This window comes from Flavobacterium phragmitis, from assembly GCF_900112575.1.
GTDB lineage: Bacteria > Bacteroidota > Bacteroidia > Flavobacteriales > Flavobacteriaceae > Flavobacterium > Flavobacterium phragmitis.
The window spans coordinates 241,952-266,444 of sequence record NZ_FOMH01000010.1 but is presented as its reverse complement, the minus strand read 5'-3'; the positions used below and the strand labels follow the sequence as shown (position 1 = coordinate 266,444).

General features: G+C 36.1%; 15 protein-coding genes and 1 tRNA gene. 8 read left to right on the top strand and 8 right to left on the bottom strand.

Annotated features, from left to right (window positions below; genetic code table 11):
- The first annotated feature begins 10 nt into the window (after nt 1-10).
- From BM289_RS18365 to BM289_RS18330, 8 genes are all read left to right on the top strand, one after another.
- Nucleotides 11-1,660, top strand: a complete 1,650-nt coding sequence (locus tag BM289_RS18365; RefSeq protein WP_091496252.1) for a DUF5123 domain-containing protein — start codon at nt 11-13, stop codon at nt 1,658-1,660.
- 163 nt (nt 1,661-1,823) lie between these two features.
- Nucleotides 1,824-3,467: a glycoside hydrolase family 43 protein gene (locus BM289_RS18360; RefSeq protein WP_091496250.1), complete on the top strand. Its 1,644-nt coding sequence runs from the start codon at nt 1,824-1,826 to the stop codon at nt 3,465-3,467.
- 6 nt (nt 3,468-3,473) lie between these two features.
- Entirely contained in the window at nt 3,474-4,676 is a 1,203-nt protein-coding gene (locus tag BM289_RS18355; protein ID WP_208610265.1) for a glycoside hydrolase family 88/105 protein, read from the top strand.
- Nucleotides 4,677-4,700: 24 nt separating this feature from the next.
- On the top strand, nt 4,701-6,383 hold the full coding sequence (locus BM289_RS18350) for a glycoside hydrolase family 28 protein (RefSeq protein ID WP_091496248.1): 1,683 nt from the start codon (nt 4,701-4,703) through the stop codon (nt 6,381-6,383).
- An 11-nt stretch (nt 6,384-6,394) separates the two neighbouring features.
- Nucleotides 6,395-7,378 (top strand): pectinesterase family protein, encoded by a 984-nt coding sequence (locus BM289_RS18345; RefSeq protein ID WP_091496246.1) that lies wholly within the window; start codon nt 6,395-6,397, stop codon nt 7,376-7,378.
- Nucleotides 7,379-7,624: 246 nt separating this feature from the next.
- Complete coding sequence (locus BM289_RS18340; RefSeq protein WP_091496244.1) at nt 7,625-14,908, top strand: pectinesterase family protein; 7,284 nt, start codon at nt 7,625-7,627, stop codon at nt 14,906-14,908.
- 89 nt (nt 14,909-14,997) lie between these two features.
- Nucleotides 14,998-15,648: a hypothetical protein gene (locus BM289_RS18335; RefSeq protein ID WP_143102104.1), complete on the top strand. Its 651-nt coding sequence runs from the start codon at nt 14,998-15,000 to the stop codon at nt 15,646-15,648.
- A gap of 721 nt (nt 15,649-16,369) precedes the next feature.
- Complete coding sequence (locus tag BM289_RS18330) at nt 16,370-16,954, top strand: hypothetical protein (RefSeq protein ID WP_091496240.1); 585 nt, start codon at nt 16,370-16,372, stop codon at nt 16,952-16,954.
- A gap of 210 nt (nt 16,955-17,164) precedes the next feature.
- Here the strand turns inward: BM289_RS18330 and BM289_RS18325 are convergent.
- From BM289_RS18325 to tpx, 8 genes are all read right to left on the bottom strand, one after another.
- Nucleotides 17,165-17,249 (bottom strand) — tRNA-Ser (locus tag BM289_RS18325).
- A gap of 151 nt (nt 17,250-17,400) precedes the next feature.
- On the bottom strand, nt 17,401-17,799 hold the full coding sequence (locus BM289_RS18320) for an acyl-CoA thioesterase (RefSeq protein WP_012024176.1): 399 nt from the start codon (nt 17,797-17,799) through the stop codon (nt 17,401-17,403).
- Between the two features lies 1 nt (nt 17,800).
- A complete protein-coding gene (gene ribB, locus BM289_RS18315) occupies nt 17,801-18,934 on the bottom strand; it encodes a 3,4-dihydroxy-2-butanone-4-phosphate synthase (RefSeq protein WP_167365457.1) in 1,134 nt (377 codons plus the stop codon).
- A gap of 2 nt (nt 18,935-18,936) precedes the next feature.
- Nucleotides 18,937-20,391, bottom strand: a complete 1,455-nt coding sequence (locus BM289_RS18310) for an LptF/LptG family permease (RefSeq protein ID WP_091496236.1) — start codon at nt 20,389-20,391, stop codon at nt 18,937-18,939.
- 8 nt (nt 20,392-20,399) lie between these two features.
- A complete protein-coding gene (locus BM289_RS18305) occupies nt 20,400-21,092 on the bottom strand; it encodes an outer membrane lipoprotein periplasmic chaperone LolA1 (RefSeq protein WP_317043580.1) in 693 nt (230 codons plus the stop codon).
- Between the two features lie 7 nt (nt 21,093-21,099).
- Nucleotides 21,100-23,553 carry an FtsK/SpoIIIE family DNA translocase gene (locus BM289_RS18300; RefSeq protein ID WP_091496232.1) on the bottom strand — a complete coding sequence of 818 codons (2,454 nt, stop codon included), beginning with the start codon at nt 23,551-23,553 and terminating at the stop codon, nt 21,100-21,102.
- 18 nt (nt 23,554-23,571) lie between these two features.
- On the bottom strand, nt 23,572-23,946 hold the full coding sequence (locus BM289_RS18295) for a diacylglycerol kinase (protein ID WP_091496230.1): 375 nt from the start codon (nt 23,944-23,946) through the stop codon (nt 23,572-23,574).
- Nucleotides 23,947-23,959: 13 nt separating this feature from the next.
- The gene (tpx, locus tag BM289_RS18290; RefSeq protein ID WP_091496228.1) at nt 23,960-24,457 is read right to left on the bottom strand and encodes a thiol peroxidase; all 498 of its coding nucleotides are present in this window, start codon (nt 24,455-24,457) and stop codon (nt 23,960-23,962) included.
- Nucleotides 24,458-24,493: the final 36 nt, after the last annotated feature.

Below are 24,493 nucleotides of genomic sequence, written 5' to 3'. Positions count from 1 at the left end.
TGAATCAATCATGAAAAATTCAAGAAAACTAATTTACATTTTATCCCTTATCGGATTAATTGTTTTTGGAGAAATACTAAAATCCTGTGACAATGACGAATTCCGCTATAAACCCGTAGAGGATTTATTTCAGCCAAAATTTGTTCTTACAGCACCTTTGGTAAAAAGCAATTCGATTGCTGTGGTTTGGTACAAAGTAAACGATGCGGCCTCTTATACAGTAGAATTGCATTTGGACAATTATTATAAAAGTCTTTATAAATCTTATACTACGACAGATACACAGATTTTAATGGATGATATTCCTTATAAAACACAGTTTTATATCAGAGTAAGATCGAATCATATTAACGGAGCACACAATTCGCAATGGGCTTATACGAATGCTTTGACAGAAGATCGCCCGCCATTTGATCCTATTTTAAATCCTGTAGAAAGAGTAAATATTACCGAAACAGATGTTACAGTAACATGGGCAGTTTCTTCCAAAAATCCTGTGGATAGTATTTCCGTACAGCCGGCTCAGTCATTAGAACTTCCAGCAATCGGACGTAAATTAACAGCCGATGAAATGTCTAAAGGAGAAGCTAAAGTAACCGGTTTGGAGAAAAATACGTTATACAACTTAAACATTTTTGACAATATTAAACCAAGACGTTACGATAAACCATACAATCAGGTTTCTTTCCGTTCTGCAGGGCCTTCAGCTTCTACAATTATTGTGGCAAAAGGTGCTGACTTAGATGCTATTTTGAGAACAAACAACGACGACCCGACTATTCCAGAAGGAACAGAATATTTCCTTGAAGCAGGTTCTTTGTTTAAAATTACTCCGTTTACCATCTCCAAAGGATTTAAATTGACTGGAGGAACTCAGGGAGAACGTCCTCAGATTGAAATGAACGGAAACTGGAATATTGCTGAAGGTTCTTATTTGTCTTCTCTGGCTTTTGAGAATATCCGTTTCTATCAAACTATCGATGCGAGTTATTTCTTCAATAGTGGAACTGCCTGGAAGATTGATCAGATTACATTTTATAACTGTGTTTTCAATTATTTCAAACGCGGTTTCTGGAGACATCAGGGGAATGGTAAATACAAAGAAATAGGAAATTTTGATATGAGCTACTGTACGTTTGATCAGGTTGGAGGCCACACTGGGCCTTATGGAACATTTGCCTTTGGTTCTGCCGGAGCTGACAATGTGAAAAAAGCAGTTTTCTCCAACTGTACTTTCATGAGAGATTACTATCAGACAACAGATCAGAACCGAAACTTTAAAAACCTTTGGGATTACGGCACATCTGCTTATCCAATTCATTTGGAATATCAGAATATTACGATTTACGATTATGCTTATAACAGAGCGTTAATCAATATTCCGTCTGCTGTAGGATCTACGCTGATCTTTAAAAATGTATTGTTAGCTTCTGCCTGCGGTAAAGTGATTCAGGCCATTGGAGCCAATACAACAAGCACATATGGTAATAATTATACAACAACAAATTATCTTTTAGGAGCTTCTGCTATACAGGGAACCGAATTAGGAGTGAGTGCACAGAATTTATTTGTCGATCCGGCAAACGGAAATCTGATGATCAAAGATTCTAATTCTCCAATTGTGACCAACAGAGTAGGAGATACAAGATGGTTGCCATAAATTTTGTTAATTAAGTTAAGTGGTTTCAGTACTCAGGAAGTATCCTTGTGGTTGGGGATACTTCTATGTACTGATTTAATTAATGAAAAAGAATTGTGATGGTCTAAATACCACAAACCAAAATGTTTTTAGATCAATGAATTATTTATAAAAAAGAATACGAATGAGAATCAAAAAATTACTGCTGTCTTCAGCATTGTTATGGTGTTTGGGAACAGGAGCGCAAGGCTGGAATGCCGATTTAGGAAATGGAAAATATAAGAATCCTATTTTACATGTAGATTACTCCGATCCGGATGTATGTGCTGGTAAAGATGGATATTATATGACCGCTTCTAGTTTTAACAGCATTCCGGGGCTTCCGATTCTTCATTCGAATGATCTGGTTAACTGGGAATTGGTTGGTTATGCTTTGCAGGAGCAAATTCCGGTGGAACATTATCGCACCGTCCGTCATGGCGATGGCGTTTGGGCACCTTCCATTCGTTATCATGACGGAGAATATTATATCTATTGGGGAGATCCTGATTTTGGTATTTATATGGTTAAAACCAAAGATCCTGCGGGGACTTGGGAAAAACCAGTTTTGGTTAAAGAAGCAAAGGGAATAATCGATACTTGTCCGTTTTGGGATGAAGACGGAAAAGCCTATTTGTCTTATGCTTTTGCAGGAAGCCGTGCCAATGTAAAAACCGTTTTAATGCTTTCAGAAATGACTGTTGACGGTACAAAATTAATTGGAAATCCTTCTTTGGTTTTTGACGGACATAAAGGCCATACCACTGTTGAAGGTTCTAAATTGTACAAACGTGACGGCTATTATTGGTTAATGGCTCCCGCCGGAGGCGTAAAACCCGGATGGCAGTTGGCAATGCGTTCTAAAAATGTTTGGGGACCTTATGAGTTTAAAGTCGTCCTGCATCAGGGAAATACAGAAATGAATGGCCCGCACCAAGGAGGTTATGTCGAAACGCCAAATGGAGACGGCTGGTTCATCCATTTTCAGGATCGCTGGGCTTATGGACGTGTTGTGAATTTACAACCTGTAACATGGAAAGACAACTGGCCGATTATGGGAGTTGATTCAAATAAAGACGGAGTCGGTGAACCTGTTATGGAATGGACAAAACCGAATATAGGTAAAAGTTATCCTGCAACTCCGTTGATTTCTTTGGATGAGTTTAACGGTCATCAATTGGGATTACAATGGCAATGGCAGGCTAATCAGGATCCGGCGAAACATTGGGGCTGGTCTTCTGCCAATTTAGGATTTATGCGTTTGAATTGTATTCCGCGTGAAGAGAATGTCAAAACGATGTGGATGATGCCGAATCTTTTATTGCAAAAATTTCCGGGAGCTAATTTTACGGCAACCACAAAACTGACTTTCGAAAATAACCCCGAAGCAGGAGTAAGCAATTCCGGTTTGATTGTTTTTGGCGAAGATTATAGTTACATCGCTATCGAACAAGACAAAACAGGAAATCTAAATCTGGTACAACGTTCACTGAAAAATGCACGGACTTCTAAAGAAGCCGAAAAAGAAATAGCAATAATTCCAATTACCAAAAAAGAAGTTTATCTGCGTGCTAAAGTAGAAATGATTCAGAACAAAGAACCTTTTGATGCCAGAGTTACTTTTTATTACAGTGTTGATGGTAAAAGTTTTAAAAAACTGGGAGAATCCTTTAAACCAAGTGCAGGAAGATGGGTTGGTGCTAAAATTGGTCTTTTTGCCTCAGGAACAAAAGCGGTTAACGACAGCAGTTATGCCGATTATGATTGGTTTAGAGTAGAAGAAAATTAAGCAGTTATGATACATAAAATTAAATATTGTTTTCTCGCTTTGTTGGTTCATTTGGTTTCATTTGGACAATCCCAAAGAACGCCAATTGAATGGGTTAAGAAAATGGCCGATTCCGATCAAAAGCGTGTTCCAAATCCGGTTTACCTGGATGGTGTGAAATTTCCGAAATGGAATTATACCAATGGATTGGTTACACTTGCCAATCAGCAATTGTATGATTATACCAAAGAACAAAAATATTGGGATTACGGACTTTCGTATGCCGAACAGCTTATTGATAAAGACGGAAAAATAGGGGGAGGTTACGAACTCGAGAGATACAGTCTGGATTTAATCAACTCAGGAAAAATACTTTTTGAGATTTATGCTAAAACCAAAGACCAACGCTATAAAGTTGCGATGGATATGCTTCATAAACAGTTGGAAGGTCATCCAAGAAATTCAGACGGAGGTTATTGGCACAAGAAAAGTTATCCTTGGCAGATGTGGCTAGACGGTGTTTATATGGCAGATCCTTTTTCAGCACAATACGGATTAGTATTCAACGATCCAAAAGCGATTGATGATGCCGTTTTACAGGCAGAATTAATCCAGAAACACACTTACGAACCTAAAACCGGTTTGAACTTTCATGGTTATGACGAAAAGAAAGTTCAGTTTTGGGCAAATAAAACTACTGGAACTTCTTCACATGTTTGGGGACGGGCGCAAGGCTGGTACTGTATGGCATTGGTCGATATTTTAGATTTTGTTCCTGAGAATCACCCAAAACGAAAAGATCTAATAAAAATTCTTCAAAAGATTTATGGAGCTGTTCTAAAAGCTCAGGATAAGAAAACAGGAGTTTGGTGGCAGGTTATGGATCAGCCTGGAAGAACTGGGAATTATTTGGAGTCGACCTGTTCTGCCATGTTTGTGTATGCTTTCGCGAAGGCGTATAACAAAGGGTACGTAGGGGAAAAATTTCTGAAGTCAGCTAGAATTGGTTTTAACGGAATTCAGAAAGAGTTCATCAAAGAAAATCCGGATGGAACTATTTCTATAACGAAATGCTGTGCCGTAGCCGGATTAGGAGGAAAGAATCCCAAAGACCGCGACGGCTCATTTGAATATTACATTTCGGAACCCATCAGAGATGACGATGCAAAAGCAGTTGGCCCTTTCATTATGGCGGGTATAGAATTGCAAAAAGTTTTAGATAAAAAATAATGTTTCCCAAAACAACAATTGATTATGATAAAAATTAAAAATAAACTTTTCATAACAGTATTTCTTTTTACTGCCTTGTCTTGTGTAAGTCAAAAGAAAGTAGTTTCAAATGTTACTGGAAAAAGTTCCGTTTTGAAGATTCCGTTCAAAATGCCTGAAATACAGATTCCGACGTTTAAAAAAGACACTTTAAATATTGTCAATTTTGGTGCAGTTCCTAATACTGAAGCATTGTGCACCAAAGCCATTAACGACGCAATCAGCAAATGTTCGGAATCTGGCGGAGGCGTTGTTCTAATTCCGGCAGGTTTATGGACAACGGGTCCGATAAAAATGAAAAGCAATGTAAATCTCCATACACAAAATGGTGCATTTATTTCTTTTACAAGTGATTTAAAACAATACAAACTGATTGAATCTTATTTTGAAGGCAGTAAAGTCATTCGTTGCGAATCGCCTATTATGGGAATTAATCTGGAAAATATCGCCATTACCGGAGAAGGCATTTTTGATGGAAATGGTGCTAAATGGCGTCCAGTCAAAATTGGAAAAATGACTGCCGGACAATGGGACGAATTGGTAAAATCGAGTGGTGTTTTATCTAAAGACGGTAAAATCTGGTATCCTTCAAAAGGAGCATATTTGGGAAATGAAGAAAGAGACAAACTGCCTAAAAAACAAACGGTAGAAAATATGGAGCCTTATAAAGAAGCACTTCGTCCGGTTATGGTCAATTTTGTGAATTGTAAAAAACTGCTCTTAGATGGTGTTACGTTTCAGAATTCTCCGGCTTGGAATGTCAATCCGTTAATGTGTGAACATCTTACTTTACGGAATTTGACGATTCGTAATCCGTGGTATTCTCAAAACGGCGATGGACTGGATTTAGAATCCTGCCGAATCGGATCGGTAACCAATTGCCGTTTTGATGTTGGAGATGATGCGATTTGTATTAAATCAGGAAAAGACAAAGAAGGCAGAGAACGAGGAAAACCAACAGAACTGTTCGTAATTACAGATTGCGTCGTTTATCACGCACACGGAGGTTTTACCATTGGAAGCGAAATGTCGGGCGGAGTTAAAAATATTTATGCCAAAAACCTGACGTTTAACGGAACAGACTGCGGACTTCGTTTTAAATCGGTTCGCGGGCGTGGCGGAGTGGTGGAGAATATCTGGATGGAAGACATTCGAATGAATAATATTCCGACAGATGCCATCAATTTCAATTTATATTATTTCGGAAAATCGTTGAAAGAAGATAAAAATACAGGCGAAGTAGCAGTGGCAAAAGAACCGGTTTCAGAAGAAACACCTGCATTCAAAAATATGTACTTCAAAAACATTTCGGTAAACGGTGCTTCTCAGGCTGTGAAAATTATGGGAATTCCGGAAATGCCTGTTGAAGGTATTTTGTTTGAGAATATGGTTATCCGTGCAGATGTTGGCATTCAGATGAATTATACCAGTAAAATCGAATTCAAAGGTTTGGATTTAAGATTGGATAAACCGGGAATTGCGGTTAGTTTTTCGAATAGTCAGAATGTAAATATTGAAGGTTTTAAATCGACTGGGGAAAATCAAATGTTTTGGGTTGGCGGAGCAGCTACAAAGGATATTACATTAAATAGCGAAGGCAGAAAAATGATTTGGGATAAAGATGTAAAAGTCTTAGAAGCGGTTAAAAATGAAGTAAAAATTAATTAAAAAAGATTTCTATGATAAACCTTCTAACAACGGTAGTTTTCTTTTTCCATTTTTCTTTAGATGGTGATTCTAATAGAATTAAGACAGACGAAGTAAAATCTAAATATGATATTGTAGTGGATGCCAAGGGAACGGGAGATTTTAAAACGGTTCAGGAGGCATTTAACTCGGTTGCTTCTTTGAAAACGACTGAAACCAGAATTTTTATCAAAAATGGCATTTACAAAGAAAAACTGGAATTGCCTTTAAATAAAAATCACATTACCTTGATTGGGGAAAGCAATGAAAAAGTGATTCTGACTTATGATGATTATGCTTCAAAGTCAAATGGTACTGAAGGAACAATCGGAACTTCAGGATCGGCTAGTTTTATTGTTACAGGAAACGATTTTAAAGCGCAGAACATCACTTTTGAAAATTCTTCAGGTCCAGTCGGACAAGCTGTTGCAGTAAGAATAGACGGAGACCGAATCATTTTTGATAATTGTAAGTTTCTGGGTTTTCAGGATACTTTATACCCAAGAGAAAGTAACAGCAGACAATACTATAAGAATTGTTATATCGAAGGAACGACAGATTTCATTTTCGGAGGCTCAATTGTCATTTTTGACCAATGTGAAATCTTCGCCAAAAAAGGAGGTTCTTATATCACTGCCGCAAACACACCGGAATCTAATCCATACGGGTTTGTATTTATAGACTGCAAACTAACAACCAGTTCAGGAGATAGTTCTTATTTCTTAGGAAGACCTTGGAGAAATTATGCCCGAACTGTTTTTATAAAATGCGAAATGGATTCCCATATAAAACCTTTGGGCTGGCATAATTGGGGAAAACCAGAAGCAGAAAAGACCGCTTTTTATGCCGAATATCAATCAACAGGAAAAGGAGCAGATATCGAGAAAAGAGTAAGTTGGTCGCATCAGCTTTCATCGGAACAAATTAAAAAGGAGTATTCAATGAAAGCAATTTTCAAAGATTGGAAGCCGAATTGAGGTTTTACCATTAAAGGATTAAGGTAATTAAGGTTCTGCATAAAGCTTAATTTTCTTCTTACCATTAAGATATTAAGAGAATTAAGGTTTAGCACAAAGCAAAGATTAATTCTCTTAATATCTTAATGGTAGAAAAAAAATATAGTTACAACTAACAATTTAAAATTTTATAAAACCGTCAAAAGGAAGAGAAGATAAAATGTCCTTTGGACAACTATTTACTAACTAAAACCAACTTTAAACCAAATGAAAAAACAATTTATTCATCTTTTCCTCATACTGTTTACAGTAATGGGGTTTTCTCAGACTATTGAGAGAATTGAAGCCGAAAAATTTAATCAGGCTTCCGGAGCACGGGCCGAAACCAATGCTTCTCTTTCGGGAGGAGGAAATGTAGGCTACATTAAAAACAATACCTGGATTAAATTTAATGCGGTCAATTTTACTGAATTCGTAACGCGTTTTGATATTGCCGCCGCGGGAGCAACGGGCGGAACAATCGAAATGAGGTTAGGGTCAGATACAGGAACTTTAATTGGAACGGCTACCGTTTCAGGAAGTACAAGTTTTACAGATTATAAGAAGTTTTCTGTGGCAATTCAGCCCACGACAGGAACTTATGATTTGGTGTTCCTTTTTAAACATCCTACCAATACCGGATATTTATTCAATCTTGATTATTTCGAAAAAGTAACAGATAATCCAAATGCTGTAACACATAAACTGACTACTAGTGTTAGTCCGTCATCAGCAGGAACAATTACGTTGAATCCTGCAGGAACTACTTTTATAAAAGGAACTGAAGTTAAGCTGACAGCAAATAAAAACTTCGGTTATAACTTCAAACATTGGGTAGATGATAAAGGCGCAGTAGTTTCAACTGCCAATCCGTTAACTTATACCATAAATGCCGATGCGACTTTAATTGCAGAATACGATGCTGTTTCCACTTATACTTTAACCGTAAATACAAACGGAGCTTTTGGTCTTGGAGATTATACTATTGCTCCAGCAGGTAAAGACGGGGCTTTTTCGGTATATGAAAACGGTACAAATGTTACCATAACGGCAGTTGAAAATGATATCGTGAAGTTCAGTAATTGGTCGGATGGTTCTACGTCGTTAAATACTTCTGTAGTGATGAATCAAAACCAAACGGTTATCGGAACTTTTGCGAATCAGACTTTTATTGCGGGATGGACTTTCAAAACCGATCAGTATGCGAATCCTCGTGTAGCGGAACTATATTCTAAAATAGAAAACCGTCCTCAATTAATGGCATATAATGTTGCCGATAATGTTCTAGCTCCAAACGTAAGACTGCAGAACAGAGGAGGAAAAAACGGTTTTTGTGTCTGGAATACCGAAAGAGGGAATTTCTATTATTTTATGACGACACTTTCTACAGTAGGATATAAAAACATAAACGTTGCATCGGGATTACTAGGTTATTATTATGGTGCTGACGAATGGACTTTCCAATATTCATTAGACGGAGTAAATTTTGTGAATGTTTCGGCATTAACAACTATAAACACGAATACGATCACTTCTATCGGCGGAATTCTTCCTGCTGAAGCAGAAGGAAAAGAAAAAATTTATTTAAGATGGTTTCCTAACATTAATGGACCAAAACATGGCTCTGCTGTTGATGTTACTGCAACTATTATCTCCAATTTAATGATTAAAGCCGATGAGGTTTTGGTAGTGGATACGAATGCTCCAGTTTTAGAATCTTCTTTTCCTGCTGAATTAGCTAGTTCAGTTGGAGCGAATGGAAACATCATTCTGAATTATAACGAACAAGTTAAGTTTGGTGCGGGACAAGCTGTTTTAAACGGAAAAAATCTAACCGCAGAATTTATCAATAAAACAGTAAAATTCAGTTATTTCGGATTAGAGTATAACAAACAATATACTTTTACGATACCGGCAGGATTTATAAAAGATCTTTCAGGAAATGATGGGCCTGCTTTGAGTCTTTCCTTCAAAACAATGGAAAAACCGGTTCCTGTTAAACGTAATTTCGATTTGATTGTTGATGCCAATGCCACAGACGAACAGGTTGCATCAAAAAAATATGTCAAAACTATAGCAGAGGCATTTAATTTGGCACCAAATAATTCGGCTTCGAGGTTTCTAGTACTGATTACAAACGGAACTTATAATCTGGGTGGAGACGGAACAAATCCGCAGGACATTGTATTGAAACTTCCATCAGGCAAAAACAATGTTTCTTTAATTGCGCAATCTAAGGATAAGGTAATTCTACAGGGAAATCCAGGTTGGGGAATCAAAAATGCTGTTCTTTCTATTGAAGCCAATGATTTATATATGGAAAATGTAACCATTGAGCACAAAGACGGAATCACAACATCGGGACAAAGACCAGCATTGAATCCGGCAGGAGACCGAAATGTGTATAACGGAGTTCGTTTGAGAAGTAAACAAGATACTCAAGTTACAGGTGGAAAAAGAAGTTTCTATTACAAATCTACTATTGAAGGCGATGTGGATTTTATCTGCGGAGGCGGAACACATTGGTTTGAAGAATGTAAATTGGTTTCGGTTGCTTCGGGTTATATCGTAGCACCTAATCATGATGCCGCAACTCAATATGGTTATATTTTTAATAACAATACAATCACTGCAGCTACAAGTTATTATTTAGGCCGTCCGTGGCAGAATTCGCCTAGAGCGGTTTATCTGAATACCAAAATGATCAACGAACCAAATGTATTAGGGTGGGCAAATATGGGAACGTATCCAGCACTTTTCGCAGAATACAACAGTGTAAACGGAAACGGAATTGCTGTTAATACCGATAACAGAACCAATACCTTTACTGTTGACGGCGTTTCAAAAACAGGAAATTACAATCCAGTTTTGACAAAAGCTCAGGCTGATGAATTTACGATAGAAAATGTATTGAGTGGTACAGATAAATGGGATCCGCGTACCATAGTAGAACAAGTTACAAAACCTTCTAATCTTGTGGTATCAGAAAAGAATACTTTAAAATGGGATGAAAACAAATATGCCATGTGTTATGTTATCAGCAAAGAAGGTAAAATCATAGCTATTACTACAGATGCACTTTACGCAGATACCGATACAAAAGCAGGAACTTATAACTATACAATCCAATCGGCCAATGAATACGGCGGATTGAGCGATGTAAGCAGTATAAGTATGACGATTGGTGGTGCAATAAAATCTTCTATTGCGTATTTTAATTCAATTGATGGAACAACAATAGCAGGTTTAACTCCTGTTGAATATACAGAAGGAACAGCTTTAACATTGCCAGTACCAACTTTAAACGGTTATACCTTTTACGGATGGTCTGTAGCAGCGACAACTCCAAATTCTCTTAAAGAAATTACAGCTACAACAACAGGAAATCAGACTTTATATGCTTTCTGGGGAACAGCCGGAAATAATAAACCGGACGAGGTAAAACCTCCAACTAATTTTGATTATGATTTTACAGCCGCTGTAAATAAAAGCTGGGATAACGCCGGAAATTTTAATCCTGCAGAAATGCCTGCTGCAGGTAAGACCGTTTCGTGTACGAAAGAAATAGAAACAACAGCAACTGTCTTTCCAGCCGATATGACTTTCTCCGGAGCAGGAACACTTCGATTAAGAGGCGCTCATAAATCAACTGGAAATCTAACTTTTAAAGAAGGAACGCGTGTGTATTATAATACCAGTGGAGCAGGAATGACTTTAGAAGCGCCAATGATTATTTCGGGTAATGTAAAATTCGAAATGATATCAGGTATTGCCAATCAAACGATAATGACTTTAAGCGGGCCGATTTCAGGAAATGGAATTGTTTCTCCGCTAAATACAGGTCAGGGAGTGAATGCGAATACAGGTACTTTATTGTTGAAAGGAGATAACAGCGAGTTTATCGGAACTTGGGATGTGACGCAAAAAAGCACCAAATTTCCTGCCTTAAATTATCCAACTGTAATTGAAGGGGCTTCGGCGAATGCTTTTGGTTCAGGAACTATTAAAGTTGGTCAGGACAATTATATTATTTTCAGCCATGAAAGAGCGGCTGGTTCTAGTTTAAATTTGATTATGACAGAAAACGGTAAAGCATCTTTAAACACTATTTTAAATGTTCAAAAATTAACTATTAACGGAGTAGAATTTAAAGAAGGAACTTACGACAAAACAACGAATCCGGAATTCTTTATAGGAGAAGGAAAAATCGAAGTTAAGAAAGAAGCGACTGGCGGAGGTACTGAAACAATTCCAGCATTTCCGGGAGCAGAAGGTTATGGAAAATATGTAACTGGAGGTCGTGGCGGAAAAGTGATTTATGTAACCAACTTAAATGATTCTGGAGCAGGTTCTCTTCGTGAAGCCATTAATCAGGCTGGGCCAAGAATTGTTGTTTTTAAAGTATCTGGAAATATAGCACTTAAAAGCGAATTGAATATTACGGATAATATTACCATTGCCGGACAAACCGCACCGGGAGGTGGAATTACTTTAAAAGACTACAATGTTAAAGTAAGAGGAAATAATGTTATCCTGCGTTATTTACGTTTTAGAATGGGCGATACACATGATGTAGAAAATGATGCTTTAGGCGGTCGTTTTCAGAAAAATATCATTGTAGACCACTGTTCGATGAGCTGGTCAACAGATGAATGTGTTTCTTTCTATCAAAATGAAAACTTTACGCTTCAATGGTGCATTATTTCTGAAAGCCTTCGAAACTCTGTTCATGCCAAAGGAGCTCATGGTTACGGCGGTGTATGGGGAGGTAAAAATGCTTCATTCCACCATAATTTGTTAGCACATCATGATAGTAGAAATCCAAGACTAGGAGAATATGCCAATGATATTTTTGCAAAAACCGATTTAGTTGATATTCGTAATAACGTAATCTATAATTGGGGCGGAAACAGCTGTTATGGAGGAGATGCAATGAATGTAAACTTGGTTAACAATTATTGGAAACCAGGTCCTGGAACTTCGAATTCTACCAAAGAACGTATTTTATCTACAGGAAGAAGTTTAGATACGACTTCACCATTGTATGGAGTTTGGGGGAAATATTTTGTAGATGGAAATTATGTGGTAGGTTCTGAAAGAGCTACACAAGATAACTGGACGTACGGGGTTTACAGTCAGTTTCATGGAAGTCAGCTTCCGGTAAGTGATGCCGATAAAGCAGCAATCAAATTGAACGCTCCTCATGCGCCAGGGGAAATAACCACTCATAGTGCAGCAAAAGCTTACGAATTAGTTCTTGATAATGCTGGAGCCAATCTTTTTAGAGATGCTGTTGACAAAAGAGCCGTAGATGATACCCGTTCTGGTACTGCAAGTATTATGAATGGAGGTAACGGAAGTACAAACGGTTATATTGATACACCATCGGCAACTGGAGGATGGCCAGTTCTGCCTACTGGTACAGCTCCTGTAGATACAGATGGAGACGGTATGCCTGATACATGGGAAACCGAAAAAGGATTAAATCCTGCCAGTGCGGCCGACGGAAATTTAAAAACAGTTGATGGCATTTATACGAATATTGAAGTTTATATCAATAGTTTGGTCAATCACATTACAGCGGTTCAAAACGGAAGTTTAGATGTCTATGTAAATCCGCAGAATTTTGTGGAGAAATACAACGCCGCAGAAGATGGTTCTAAGTTTATCATGGCAAGCGGTACTTATACCACAAGTGCAGCACTTGCAGTTAAAAATCATAAATACACTTTCGTTCCTGACGAAAATGCAAAACCAGTGTTTGCAGGTTCATTTTCATCTGATCAAGCAGAAATCTTTTCAGGAAGTTTCAGTTTTTCAGGAGTTGATTTTGATTTAACGAATACTTATTCGAATGTATTTCAGTTTAAAAATGGTTCTGGAGTATCGGCTTTTGAAATAAAAAATGCTTCCATTAAAGGGATTAAACAGAGTTTATTCGCAACGGAAGGCGCGAGCGATCATCCAATTTCCAAAATTATTTTGGAGAATTGTATTGTTGATGGAACAGCTTCAGAAAGCGCGAGTTTTATTCAGCCTGATTCTCATATTGTAAATACGATTTCAATTAAAAATTCAACAGTTTTTAATTACAAAAAAGGAAATAGTTTTATAATGCTTCAGAAAAAAGATGCGGTTAATGAAAGCTTAAATGTTACGATTGAAAATAATACCATTCATAATTCGGGAAGTCAGGATGGTTTTGTGTTTATCAATAATCAGTACAGCAATACTTCGACTTATACCTTCAAAAACAATATCATGCAGGACGAACGTGAAAATCCAAAACCGATTTTTATGTTCAATTCCAATCATGCTAGTGGTGCAGGAAAAGCAGTTTTAGACAATAATCTTTTGGTTGGAGTAACTTCACAAGTTGTTAAAGGAACAGTTACGGTTACTGAAACTAATATTAAAACAATTAATAATTTAGGATTGTTATCACTCTCATTTCCAAATCCTGTTACGGGAGATTTTAGCTTCTCTAAAAATTCTACTTTGGCGAAAGCTTCATTGGAAGGCGGAGTAATTGGAGATCCAAGATGGTTAAAAGCAGATGCTAAGTTTTCACTAATTAATTATATGAATTCGATAGACGGAAAAGCCATTACATTATCTCCATCTGAATTTATGGAAGGAGCGGTAACCAATTTACCAACACCAAAATTGGAAGGGTATACTTTCTTTGGCTGGTCGGTTTCTACAACTACACCAGGATTACTCAAAACCATTCCGGCAACTGCAACGGGAAATCAAACGTTTTATGCTTTTTGGGGAGAAGGAGGTAATAATAAACCAGATCCAAAACCTGCTGTGAAATCGGGGGTTACGTATATGAATTCAATCGATGGTAAGGCTCTATCTGGATTAACTCCTGTTGAATATACAGAAGGAACTGCATTGACTTTGCCTATTCCAACTTTAAAGGATTATACTTTCTACGGATGGTCGGCTTCTGCAACAACACCGAATTCGATTAAAGAAATTGCAATTACAGCAACAGGTAATCAAACCTTTTATGCTTTTTGGGGAGTTGATGGTAATAACAAAAAAGATGAGGTAATTCCGCCGACATTCTATAGTATTTCTTATTTGAATCTGCCATCTGGAGCCGTTAATCCAAATAAAACAAGTGTACAGACCGGAACAGCTTTTGTTTTAGAAGAAGCACAAGCTACAGGATACCGATTTTTAGGATGGTATGCTGATGCTCTATACGGTAAAGAAGTAACAGGTTTCGGTACCACTCAAAAGGAAAATGCAACAGTTTACGGACGCTGGAAAAAGCTGGGAGAGTTTTTAGTTTTTCCAACCATTGCCAGTGGAAAGATTACTTTAAGATCAAGTACAGAATTGGATCGTTTGGCTATTTTCAGTATGAATGGACTTTTGGTTAAACAAATAGATGTGATTGGTTCAGAGACTGACATCTCAATCTCTGATTTAGCTTCTGGAAGTTACTTTATCAAAAGTTTGAAAACAGGGGAAACGGCTAGAATTATAGTTAAATAAGTTTATAGGATCATGGGATGGAAGTTTTCGATTTTCATCCCTGATTTAGAACACAAATTCATCAGTATAAAAAATAAATCATCATAGATATGAATAGTAGTATCAAATTAATAATGCTGGTTTTCATTACTTTATTGTCATCTTGTTCTCATGATAATGAAAGTGATCAGGATCTGAATGCAAACAAAGGTTATCTGAAAATTGGAAGCCAAACGGTAGAATTATCGCAGGGTTATCTTGAAAATTACGGTGTAAGGGGAAATGCTTATAACATAGATTTTTCTTTACGATCAAAATCCATTTCGGATAAGGAAGATGGAGCAGTAGTGTACTTCGAATTGTTTTCTTCATTAAAGAATAATTTAGCCAAAGGCGATTACAGTTTTGGAGGATATTCTGAAGCAACGGCTTATACTTTTACAAAATGGGGGCAATCATTATTAGGAAAAAACATCAATGCAGAAAAAGGTGGCATGTCGGTAGCGAATGGTGTCAGCATAAAACCAACCAGTGGTACTTTTAAAGTTAGTGACAACGGAGACAATTATAAAGTCAGTTTTACGGGAAAAGGTACTGCGAGTTATTACAAAGACGGAGTATTAAGTTCTACTCAAAACGATGTGAGTTTTATACTGCAGTATAAAGGAAATGTGAGCCGTTTTGAAGCAAAGAATTTTACCGCAAAAAAATCTAATTCTATGTTAAGAGTAGAAAAAGATCATGCAATTATTTTTAATTAATTTTAGAATACTTTTTTGGAGAAATAGGCAGTTTTAATACTGTCTATTTTTACATATTGCCAAAATATTCCGATTTAGCTCATACAGAAGGAAGGGGAGAAGCTATAGTATTTTATTCTATTTTTATAATTCATTATCATTATTTTTAATTACAGAGTCATCACTATGCAGCAAAACTAAGAACAAATGTCCTTAAAATTAGGTTTAATTTTGAAATAAACGTTAGCCCAAAGTAGTTAGAACTAAATCAGTTTTTTGCTTCAGTAAAATAGCAAATTAACAAATTGTTTTTAATAAGAACAGCAATCCTCCTATTCTTTGAATAATTTAATAATGTAATTATTAAAAATAAGAAGATTATGGAAACAGCCCTTTGTTCTGCCAATAAAAATATAAAATATCCATTCGCAATAAGCTATCCACTGCCAGTTAATATCTGAGATATATAGATATTTGTGTGCTATTCAGTGCTAAATTAACAAGTCTATAAAACGAAAGCCTGTATCAAAATATCTTTTTGGCCGGCTGATTCTCTTTTTTAAGTTAAGAATCTAAAAAATAATTAAGTTGTTAATTGTCTCGTAATTAAAAGACTACATATAAAACTTACAAATAACTTGTTTTTTAACAAAAATCTTTCCACCCATTTCCTATATTTTTCACTCCTATTTTTAAATTACATGGTGTAATTTAAAAGTAACCTTTTAGTTATTAAAAAATTATGAAGAAAATTATTTTTGTTTTCGCTTTGGGAATGCTCTTTTCATGTGGAGATGATTCTGAAAACCCTCAGCCTTCGGCTGAAGCAGAAGCTATTAGTCTTATGAAAGTGCAGGACAAAAGCACTTTAAGTTCTGCACAGATTAAAAAAATCGTGAAACATCTCGATGAGAAGCCTGAGAATTCCAGATATCTTGCAGTGGGGAATGCTTCAAAGGAAAGGCAGATCCATAGTGAGATTTCTAAAAATACCGCAAAAACAGCCGAATATACAATGGATCAGTATTGGCAGTTGATTCCAATGCAGACAGCCAGTGCTGACTATCGAGCTTTTTTACAGTTAACAGACTGGCAATCTGACCCAACAAGGGCGGTGTATGAGTGGACTATGCTTTACAATGCTTTAGATCTCTTTGATCTGGCTTCAGTGGAAAATTTTGAATTGTGGAATAATGGTTCCGGCAGCCAGTATCTTTATCTGTACACCATAAAAAGTGCGGCCCATAGGTATAGCTATATCAGAGGTTATAGTAATGGAATTGCATGGAATGAAACGAACAACACTGTGTTTCCACTTTGTCTATAAGGGATGGCGAGATATTTTGTGGCACAACCGCCACTTTGGAAACCCGTGCCACGATTCTGACACGAAACTTCTGTGCGGTTTTGAAAATATTGAAAATGCACTTAAAAGACAAAACCCTGCTGATCTCAAGATCTGCAGGGTTTTCCGTGAATTTTAGCCTTTTTTGTAAACTTTGAAAAGTCTGCTATCCTTTCGTTTTAAAGCCTTCAGCGGAGAAAGAGGGATTCGAACCCCCGGACCTGTTACAGTCAACAGTTTTCAAGACTGCCGCATTCGACCGCTCTGCCATTTCTCCAGTATGTCGCTCTCATTGCCTGATTGCGGGTGCAAATATAAGACGGTTTTTCGGTTCTCAAAACTTTTTTCAGACTTTTTTTGAAGATTTTTTAAAATAATTTTCAAGTGTCTAATTATCAGTATTTCCGAAATGGACCTTTTTTTTAAAATTATTCCAAATCATCCAAAATAGGAGTTGGTTTTTTGTTTTCATCAACTGCAACAAACGAAAAAGTTCCTGAAACTACCGTTTCGCGAAGCTCCGAATACATTTGCTCCATAAAAATATCGACATGAATTTTACAGCTTGTTCTTCCAACGCTGTCAACTTTTGCTACCAATTCGATTAAAGTTCCAGCTGGGATTGCTTTTTTAAAGTCAATTTGCCCTGTTGAAATTGTAACTACTTTTTTTCGGCTGAATCGTGTAGCGCAGATAAACGCTACTTCATCCATTAAATGAAGTGCAGTTCCTCCAAATAAAGTATCATAATGATTGGTCGTACTTGGGAAAACAGCTTTAAAAATTCTGGTTTCCGATTTTAAAATTCTTTCTTCTACGGTTCCCATATTAATAATTAACGTATTCTGTAATTTCAAGTCCATAACCAATCATACCAACACGTTTTGTTTGTTCTGTATTCGAAACCAATCTAATTTTAGAAATATCAATGTCGTGAAGAATTTGAGCTCCAATTCCGTAATCTTTGCTGTCGATAATTACTTTAGGAGCTTTTAAAGTTCCTTGCGATTGAAGTGTTTTAAGCTCTGAAATTCGATTTAAAAGGTTAACTGTTGTCATATCCTGATTAATGAAGATAACAGCGCCTTTTCCATTTTCATTGATTACTTTAAACATATCGTCTAACTGCTGTTCTGCATTATTAGTTAAAGTTCCTAATAGGTCGTTATTAACTTGAGAAGAGTGGATTCTGGTCAAAATTGGTTCACCAAGATTCCAGGTTCCTTTGGTTAAAGCAATATGAATTTGTTTGTTTGTTGTTTGTTCGTAAGCTCTTAATCTGAAAGTCCCAAAACGAGTTTCGATATCAAAATCTTCTTTTTTAACAATTAAACTGTCGTGCTGCATTCTGTAGGCAACTAAATCTTCGATCGAAACTAATTTCAAATCGAATTTTTTAGCCACTTTTATCAATTCAGGTAAGCGAGACATTGTTCCGTCTTCGTTAAGGATTTCGCAGATAACACCTGCTGGTTTAAAACCTGCCAAACGTGCAAAGTCTATAGCGGCTTCAGTGTGGCCTGTTCTTCTTAAAACACCGCCTTGTTTTGCAATTAGAGGGAAAATATGTCCTGGACGTGCTAAATCATGTGGTTTTGTGTTTGGGTCAACTAAAGCTTCAACTGTTTTAGAACGATCTGCAGCAGAGATTCCAGTTGTTACTCCGTTTCCTTTTAAATCAACAGAAACTGTAAAAGCAGTTTCCATATGATCTGTATTATTGGTAACCATTGCACGAAGGTCTAGTTCTTTACAACGACTTTCGGTAAGTGGCGTGCAAATTAAACCGCGTCCGTGCGTAGCCATAAAGTTGATCATTTCTGGAGTGATTTTTTCAGCTGCAGCTAAAAAGTCACCTTCGTTTTCGCGATCCTCATCATCGACTACAATGATTACTTTACCTTGACGGATATCTTCTATAGCTTCCTCAATGGTATTCAGTTGTATTTTTGTTGTTGACATAATTATTGTTGCTTTTGAGCTGGTAAAAACCGCTCGGAAATTTTTTGAAATAGTTGTGAAATCGGAGTTGTAATCGCATCAAAATTGATTAATCCGTTGTCGTTTGTTGCACGATAAGTTAAAAGAACTGCCAGTGGCAGTAAGATGAATGATGACATCCATGATCCCATAAATGGAGTCATACCGCCTTCTTGAGATAGTCTTTTTCCGAATGTATTAATAAAGTGAAAAGTAATAAAAATTAATACGGCAAATACAATTGGAAGTCCAAGTCCCCCTTTTCTAATAATTGCGCCAAGAGGTGCTCCAATAAAGAACATTAAAAAGCAGGCAAATGCAATAACAAACTTTTCATATAAAGCACTTAAGTGTTTATTGATTTCACGTTGTTTGTCTTTTAAATCTCTTTGAGTAGTTTCAATTGAGTAAATGTTACTAGTGACATTACTTCCTGCCATTTTTAAAATATCTACTTTGTCTTTGTTGGAATACATTGACATCAGATTATTAGGCAGTTGTTTTTTCTTTGGTTTTGCTCCAGGAGGCGAAGGATATTTTCTAATTCCAACACGCTGATTGATGTTTTCTGAAAAAGAAACAATTTCATTATCAATGTTTTTGTTTAATGAATCTAATGTATAACGCAGTTCGTTAACATTCAACATTGCATTTGTACCAGCAATACTTTCTTTACTGTCATCTACTTTGTTTAGTTCGGATAAATCAATATTGATAATCTGCTTTTTAAATTTTCCCTTAACAAAAGGCAATTTGGCGCGATCTTCATATTTTTTAGGCGTAACATCCTGATAGTAATAACCATCATTTAAAACGAGTTTTAAAATACTCGATTTTTCACTGCTTATTAATTCTCCTGTTTTAGATTTAATAACAGTTTTGTTTTCGCCCATATTATTAGGCTTTTCGTGAATGGTTACTTCTGTCAGTTTGTTTCCGTTTTCTCCAGATTTTTTTACAACTTTAATATTGTAAAATCCAACATCATTAAATTGTCCTTCAACTATGGCCATTGCTGGTTTGGCTTGAGCGATATTTTTTCTAAAGTTTACAAACTTAAATTCTGCATACGGAATAACATTGTTTGCAAACCAGAATGCAACAATGCTTAAAACGAAAATAAAAATGATTAGCACCCGCATGGCTCTCTGAAGTGAGATTCCAGACGATTTCATGGCGGCAAATTCATAATTCTCGGCTAAGTTTCCGAAAGTCATAATAGAAGCTAATAAAACCGATAAAGGAAGTACCAGCGGTATAATTCGTGGCATAGAAAAAAGCAGGAATTTCACGACCAATATTAAGTCGAGATCTTTACCTGCTAGTTCTGATATAAATAGCCATACTGTCTGAAGTATGAATATGAAAAATAAGATTACAAATACCGTAGTAAATGTAAGTAAGAATGTTTTTAATAAGTATTTGTCTAGAATTTTCAACCTTCTGATTAATCTAATTTATTAATGTAGTATTTTGGGTATTTACTTGCTACAAATGTAAATTGATTTTTTGATAATGGCTGATTGGTTTTAAAAGAATTAACGGTTAAAGTTGTTTTTGTTCCGTTTTTTCCGGTTTCAATCAAATTATAAATGTGTTTAGTCTGAACGTCAACACCTAAAAGAATTTCTTTTCTTTGGTCTTTTCCACTTGTAGGAACTAATTTGATGTATTGAATTTTTCTTCCCTTTACGTTTTGTACAATATCCATCGTGTATTTGTAACCAGAATTAAAGAAAGTAAGCATCTTAGAAGGCGTAATAGCATTATCGTCTTTTTCGTTTACTTTAGAAATAGTAACTTCTTCGTCTTCAGGAACAATAGTGTAAGTTTTTTGACCGTCAAAAATTTTAGTAACCCCCATGAAATTCAAAACGTATTGATTGCCTTTCATGGTAACATTTCCTTTACTGTCTTGATTAATGTTTTCTTTAGCATTGTTCAAAGAATATTTAAAGTCAATAACAATATTGTCATAACTTTTGATTTTTGAAGTTACTTCGTTCAATAAATCTTTGGCTTTTTTATCTTGGGCTTGAATAGAAGTGAAGCTCAAAAGCAGCACAACTGCAAATTGAAAACACTTTTTAGTCATGTTTGTGATAGAATTGTTGTTGATTTCTTGAATTTTTACTTTCATGATTGGATTAATTTTGTTCATTATTAAAAAATTGATCAAGAGCACTTAAGTCTAAAATGTTTACAGTTCTTGCTTTACTGCCTTCAAAAGGGCCAACAATTCCAGCCGCTTCCAGTTGATCAATTAAACGGCCAGCTCTGTTATAACCTAGTTTTAATTTTCTTTGCAGTAGTGAAGCAGAACCTTGTTGTGCATTGACAATAATCTCCGCGGCTTCTCTAAATAAGGTATCTCTTTCGGAAATATCTATATCAAGATTAATGCCACTTTCTTCCCCAACAAACTCTGGAAGTAAATAAGCTGTAGAGTATGCTTTTTGTGAACCAATAAAATCTGTGATTTTTTCTACTTCTGGTGTGTCAATAAAGGCACACTGAACACGTATTACGTCATTTCCGTTTGTATAAAGTAAATCTCCGCGCCCAATTAACTGATCAGCTCCTTGTGTGTCCAAAATGGTTCTAGAGTCAATTTTAGAAGTTACTCTAAAGGCGATTCTCGCAGGGAAATTGGCTTTAATCAATCCTGTAATAACATTAACCGAAGGTCTTTGGGTAGCAATGATCAAGTGGATACCAATGGCACGTGCCAATTGAGCCAGACGAGCAATTGGAACTTCGACTTCTTTTCCAGCTGTCATAATTAAATCGGCGAACTCATCGACAACCAGAACGATGTAAGGTAAAAATCGGTGTCCTGCTTCCGGATTTAGTTTTCTTGATTTGAATTTTTCGTTGTATTCTTTGATGTTACGAACCATCGCGTCTTTTAATAAAGAGTAACGATTGTCCATTTCAGTACAAAGCGAATTTAATGTATTAACCACTTTTGCATTATCTGTGATAATGGCATCTTCCGTATCAGGAAGTTTGGCCAGATAATGTCTTTCGATTTTATTAAAAAGTGTAAGTTCTACTTTTTTCGGATCGACTAAAACGAATTTTACTTCTGCAGGATGTTTTTTGTATAACAATGAAGTTAAAACAGCATTCAATCCAACCGATTTTCCTTGTCCAGTTGCTCCAGCCATCAATAAGTGAGGCATTTTGGCCAAATCGACTACAAAAGTTTCGTTTGAAATGGTTTTTCCTAAAGCAATTGGAAGTTCCATTTCGGCTTCTTGGAATTTAGCGGCTCCAATAACACTTTTCATAGAAACCATAGTTGGGTTTTTGTTCGGAACCTCGATACCGATAGTGCCTTTTCCTGGAATTGGCGCAATAATACGAATTCCTAGTGCTGATAATGATAAAGCAATGTCGTCTTCTAAACTCTTGATTTTTGAAATTCTGATTCCAGCTTCTGGAACAATTTCATACAAAGTAACCGATGGTCCAACGGTTGCTTTAATCTGTGCAATTTCGATTTTGTAGTTTCGAAGTGTATCTACAATCCTGTTTTTGTTTTCTTCTAATTCCTCTTGATTAATGGTGATACCGCCAGTCGAATATTCTTTTAATAAATCGATGGTTGGGAATTTATAATTAGATAAATCTAAAGTGGGGTCAAATAACCCAAAATCTGCAACAAGGCGTGAAGCTAAGTTTTCTTCGATAATATCTTCTTCTTCTGATTTTTCAATCACAAAAGCTTCATCTGGAGAAACTAATGGCAGTTCTTGTTTTGGGGTAATTGGCTTTAAAACAGGATTTAGCTCTATTTCTGAAGCGTGAGAAATAGTCGGCTTTAAAGCTTCTTTGTTAAGCTCGAATTGAGAATCTACTGTTTTGATGTGAATATTATCAATTTCAGGATCATTTTCTTCTTCCTCTTTAATCGAAAACTCTTCTAAATTATAAGCACTTTCAGGTTGATTTACAGCTGGTTTTAAAGTGTCTAATTCTGATTTGAACTCTTTTTTTGTAGAATCAAAATACGATTGGATTTTTTCTGGAGATAATTTGATTTTGAAAATTAGATATACAATTAATCCAAAAAGTAGTGTAAGTAAAGTACCTGTTTTTCCAATATAATCTTGAAGGAATAAATTTAATTCATAACCAATTGTACCTCCTAATTCTGGTGCTGAAGTGGCGAAAAAGCCGAACAGAATAGAAACGATAATGATGGCAAAAATATCCCAGAACCAAGTGTTTTTTAGCTTTTGAGTCGAAAGCTCTAAAGCTAAAAACATTCCTGTAAGAAAAAATAAACGCACAAAAATGAATGAAGCAAGTCCGAAACCTCGATAGATAATTAAATCGGCCAAATAGGCTCCGAATTTCCCAAGCCAGTTTTCTGCGACTTCTGTACGGTCACCAAGCTGATTTACGACACTTTGGTCATTTTGCCATTGTCCGTTTACATAAAAAGAAATAAATGCAACTAATAGCGCAATAGAGAAAAGAACCAAAAGACAGCCCAAAACAAATTTCTGTGGTTTGGTCATCTTCCAGGATCTTTTAGTGCCTTGTTGTTTGTCGTTTTTTTTATCTACAGTTTCTTTTTTATTTTTTGCCATTCTTGCGTTTTCCTTTGCCTAAATAAATTTTGGAATATAAATAATCAAGCCTATTGCAATTGCAGTCATTGCGGCAAAAAATACCGCTCCGGCAGCAATATCTTTAATAAAACCGATTCGTTTGCTGTAATCAGGATGGATAAAATCGGCAATTTTTTCAACTGCTGTGTTTAATCCTTCTACAGCTAAAACTAAACCAATGGCTAAGGTTTGACATAGCCATTCGGTTTGTGAAATGTGAAAATAGAAACCAGCGATGGTCACGATAATCCCTAAAGAGAATTGCACCATGATGCTGTGTTCTGTTTTAATCAATTTTACAGCCCCTTTAAAAGCATAAGTCATGCTTTTTAAACGACCTGTAACAAAAGTATTGTCTTTTTGAAACTCCATTTAAGGGAAAATATTATAGTGCTGCTAAAGCCGCTTCGTAATTTGGTTCGTTTGCAATTTCAGCAACTTGTTCTGTGTGAACGATTTTTCCATCGGCATCAACAACAATGATTGCTCTTGAGTGTAAACCTTTTAATGGTCCGTCAACGATTTCTAATCCGTTTGCTTTACCAAAAGCGCCTTCTTGAAAATCGGATAAGTTTACTACATTTTCCAAACCTTCAGCACCACAGAAACGTTTTTGAGCGAATGGTAAATCTCTTGAAATACATAAAACAACAGTATTTTCTAATCCGCTTGCACTTGCATTGAAAGTTCTAACAGATGTTGCGCAGGTTCCTGTATCAACACTTGGGAAGATATTTAAAACTAATTTTTTACCAGCGAAAGTACTTAAAGAAGCAACTGATAAATCGTTTTGAACTAAAGCAAAGTCAGCTAATTGTGTTCCAACTGCTGGTAATTCACCTGATGTATGAACTGGATTTCCTCCTAATGTGATAGATGCCATGATTTTTGTTTAAAATTAATGAGGTTCAAAAGTAAG

What these genes read in the sequence shown, in the direction of transcription:
- BM289_RS18330 (WP_091496240.1), top strand. Translation starts at nt 16,370, where the DNA reads ATGAAGAAAATTATTTTTGTTTTCGCTTTGGGAATGCTCTTTTCATGT.
- BM289_RS18340 (WP_091496244.1), top strand. Translation starts at nt 7,625, where the DNA reads ATGAAAAAACAATTTATTCATCTTTTCCTCATACTGTTTACAGTAATG.
- ribB (WP_167365457.1), bottom strand. Translation starts at nt 18,934, where the DNA reads ATGTCAACAACAAAAATACAACTGAATACCATTGAGGAAGCTATAGAA.
- BM289_RS18295 (WP_091496230.1), bottom strand. Translation starts at nt 23,946, where the DNA reads ATGGAGTTTCAAAAAGACAATACTTTTGTTACAGGTCGTTTAAAAAGC.
- tpx (WP_091496228.1), bottom strand. Translation starts at nt 24,457, where the DNA reads ATGGCATCTATCACATTAGGAGGAAATCCAGTTCATACATCAGGTGAA.
- BM289_RS18300 (WP_091496232.1), bottom strand. Translation starts at nt 23,553, where the DNA reads ATGGCAAAAAATAAAAAAGAAACTGTAGATAAAAAAAACGACAAACAA.
- BM289_RS18335 (WP_143102104.1), top strand. Translation starts at nt 14,998, where the DNA reads ATGAATAGTAGTATCAAATTAATAATGCTGGTTTTCATTACTTTATTG.
- BM289_RS18345 (WP_091496246.1), top strand. Translation starts at nt 6,395, where the DNA reads ATGATAAACCTTCTAACAACGGTAGTTTTCTTTTTCCATTTTTCTTTA.
- BM289_RS18360 (WP_091496250.1), top strand. Translation starts at nt 1,824, where the DNA reads ATGAGAATCAAAAAATTACTGCTGTCTTCAGCATTGTTATGGTGTTTG.
- BM289_RS18350 (WP_091496248.1), top strand. Translation starts at nt 4,701, where the DNA reads ATGATAAAAATTAAAAATAAACTTTTCATAACAGTATTTCTTTTTACT.
- BM289_RS18320 (WP_012024176.1), bottom strand. Translation starts at nt 17,799, where the DNA reads ATGGGAACCGTAGAAGAAAGAATTTTAAAATCGGAAACCAGAATTTTT.
- BM289_RS18365 (WP_091496252.1), top strand. Translation starts at nt 11, where the DNA reads ATGAAAAATTCAAGAAAACTAATTTACATTTTATCCCTTATCGGATTA.
- BM289_RS18305 (WP_317043580.1), bottom strand. Translation starts at nt 21,092, where the DNA reads ATGAAAGTAAAAATTCAAGAAATCAACAACAATTCTATCACAAACATG.
- BM289_RS18355 (WP_208610265.1), top strand. Translation starts at nt 3,474, where the DNA reads ATGATACATAAAATTAAATATTGTTTTCTCGCTTTGTTGGTTCATTTG.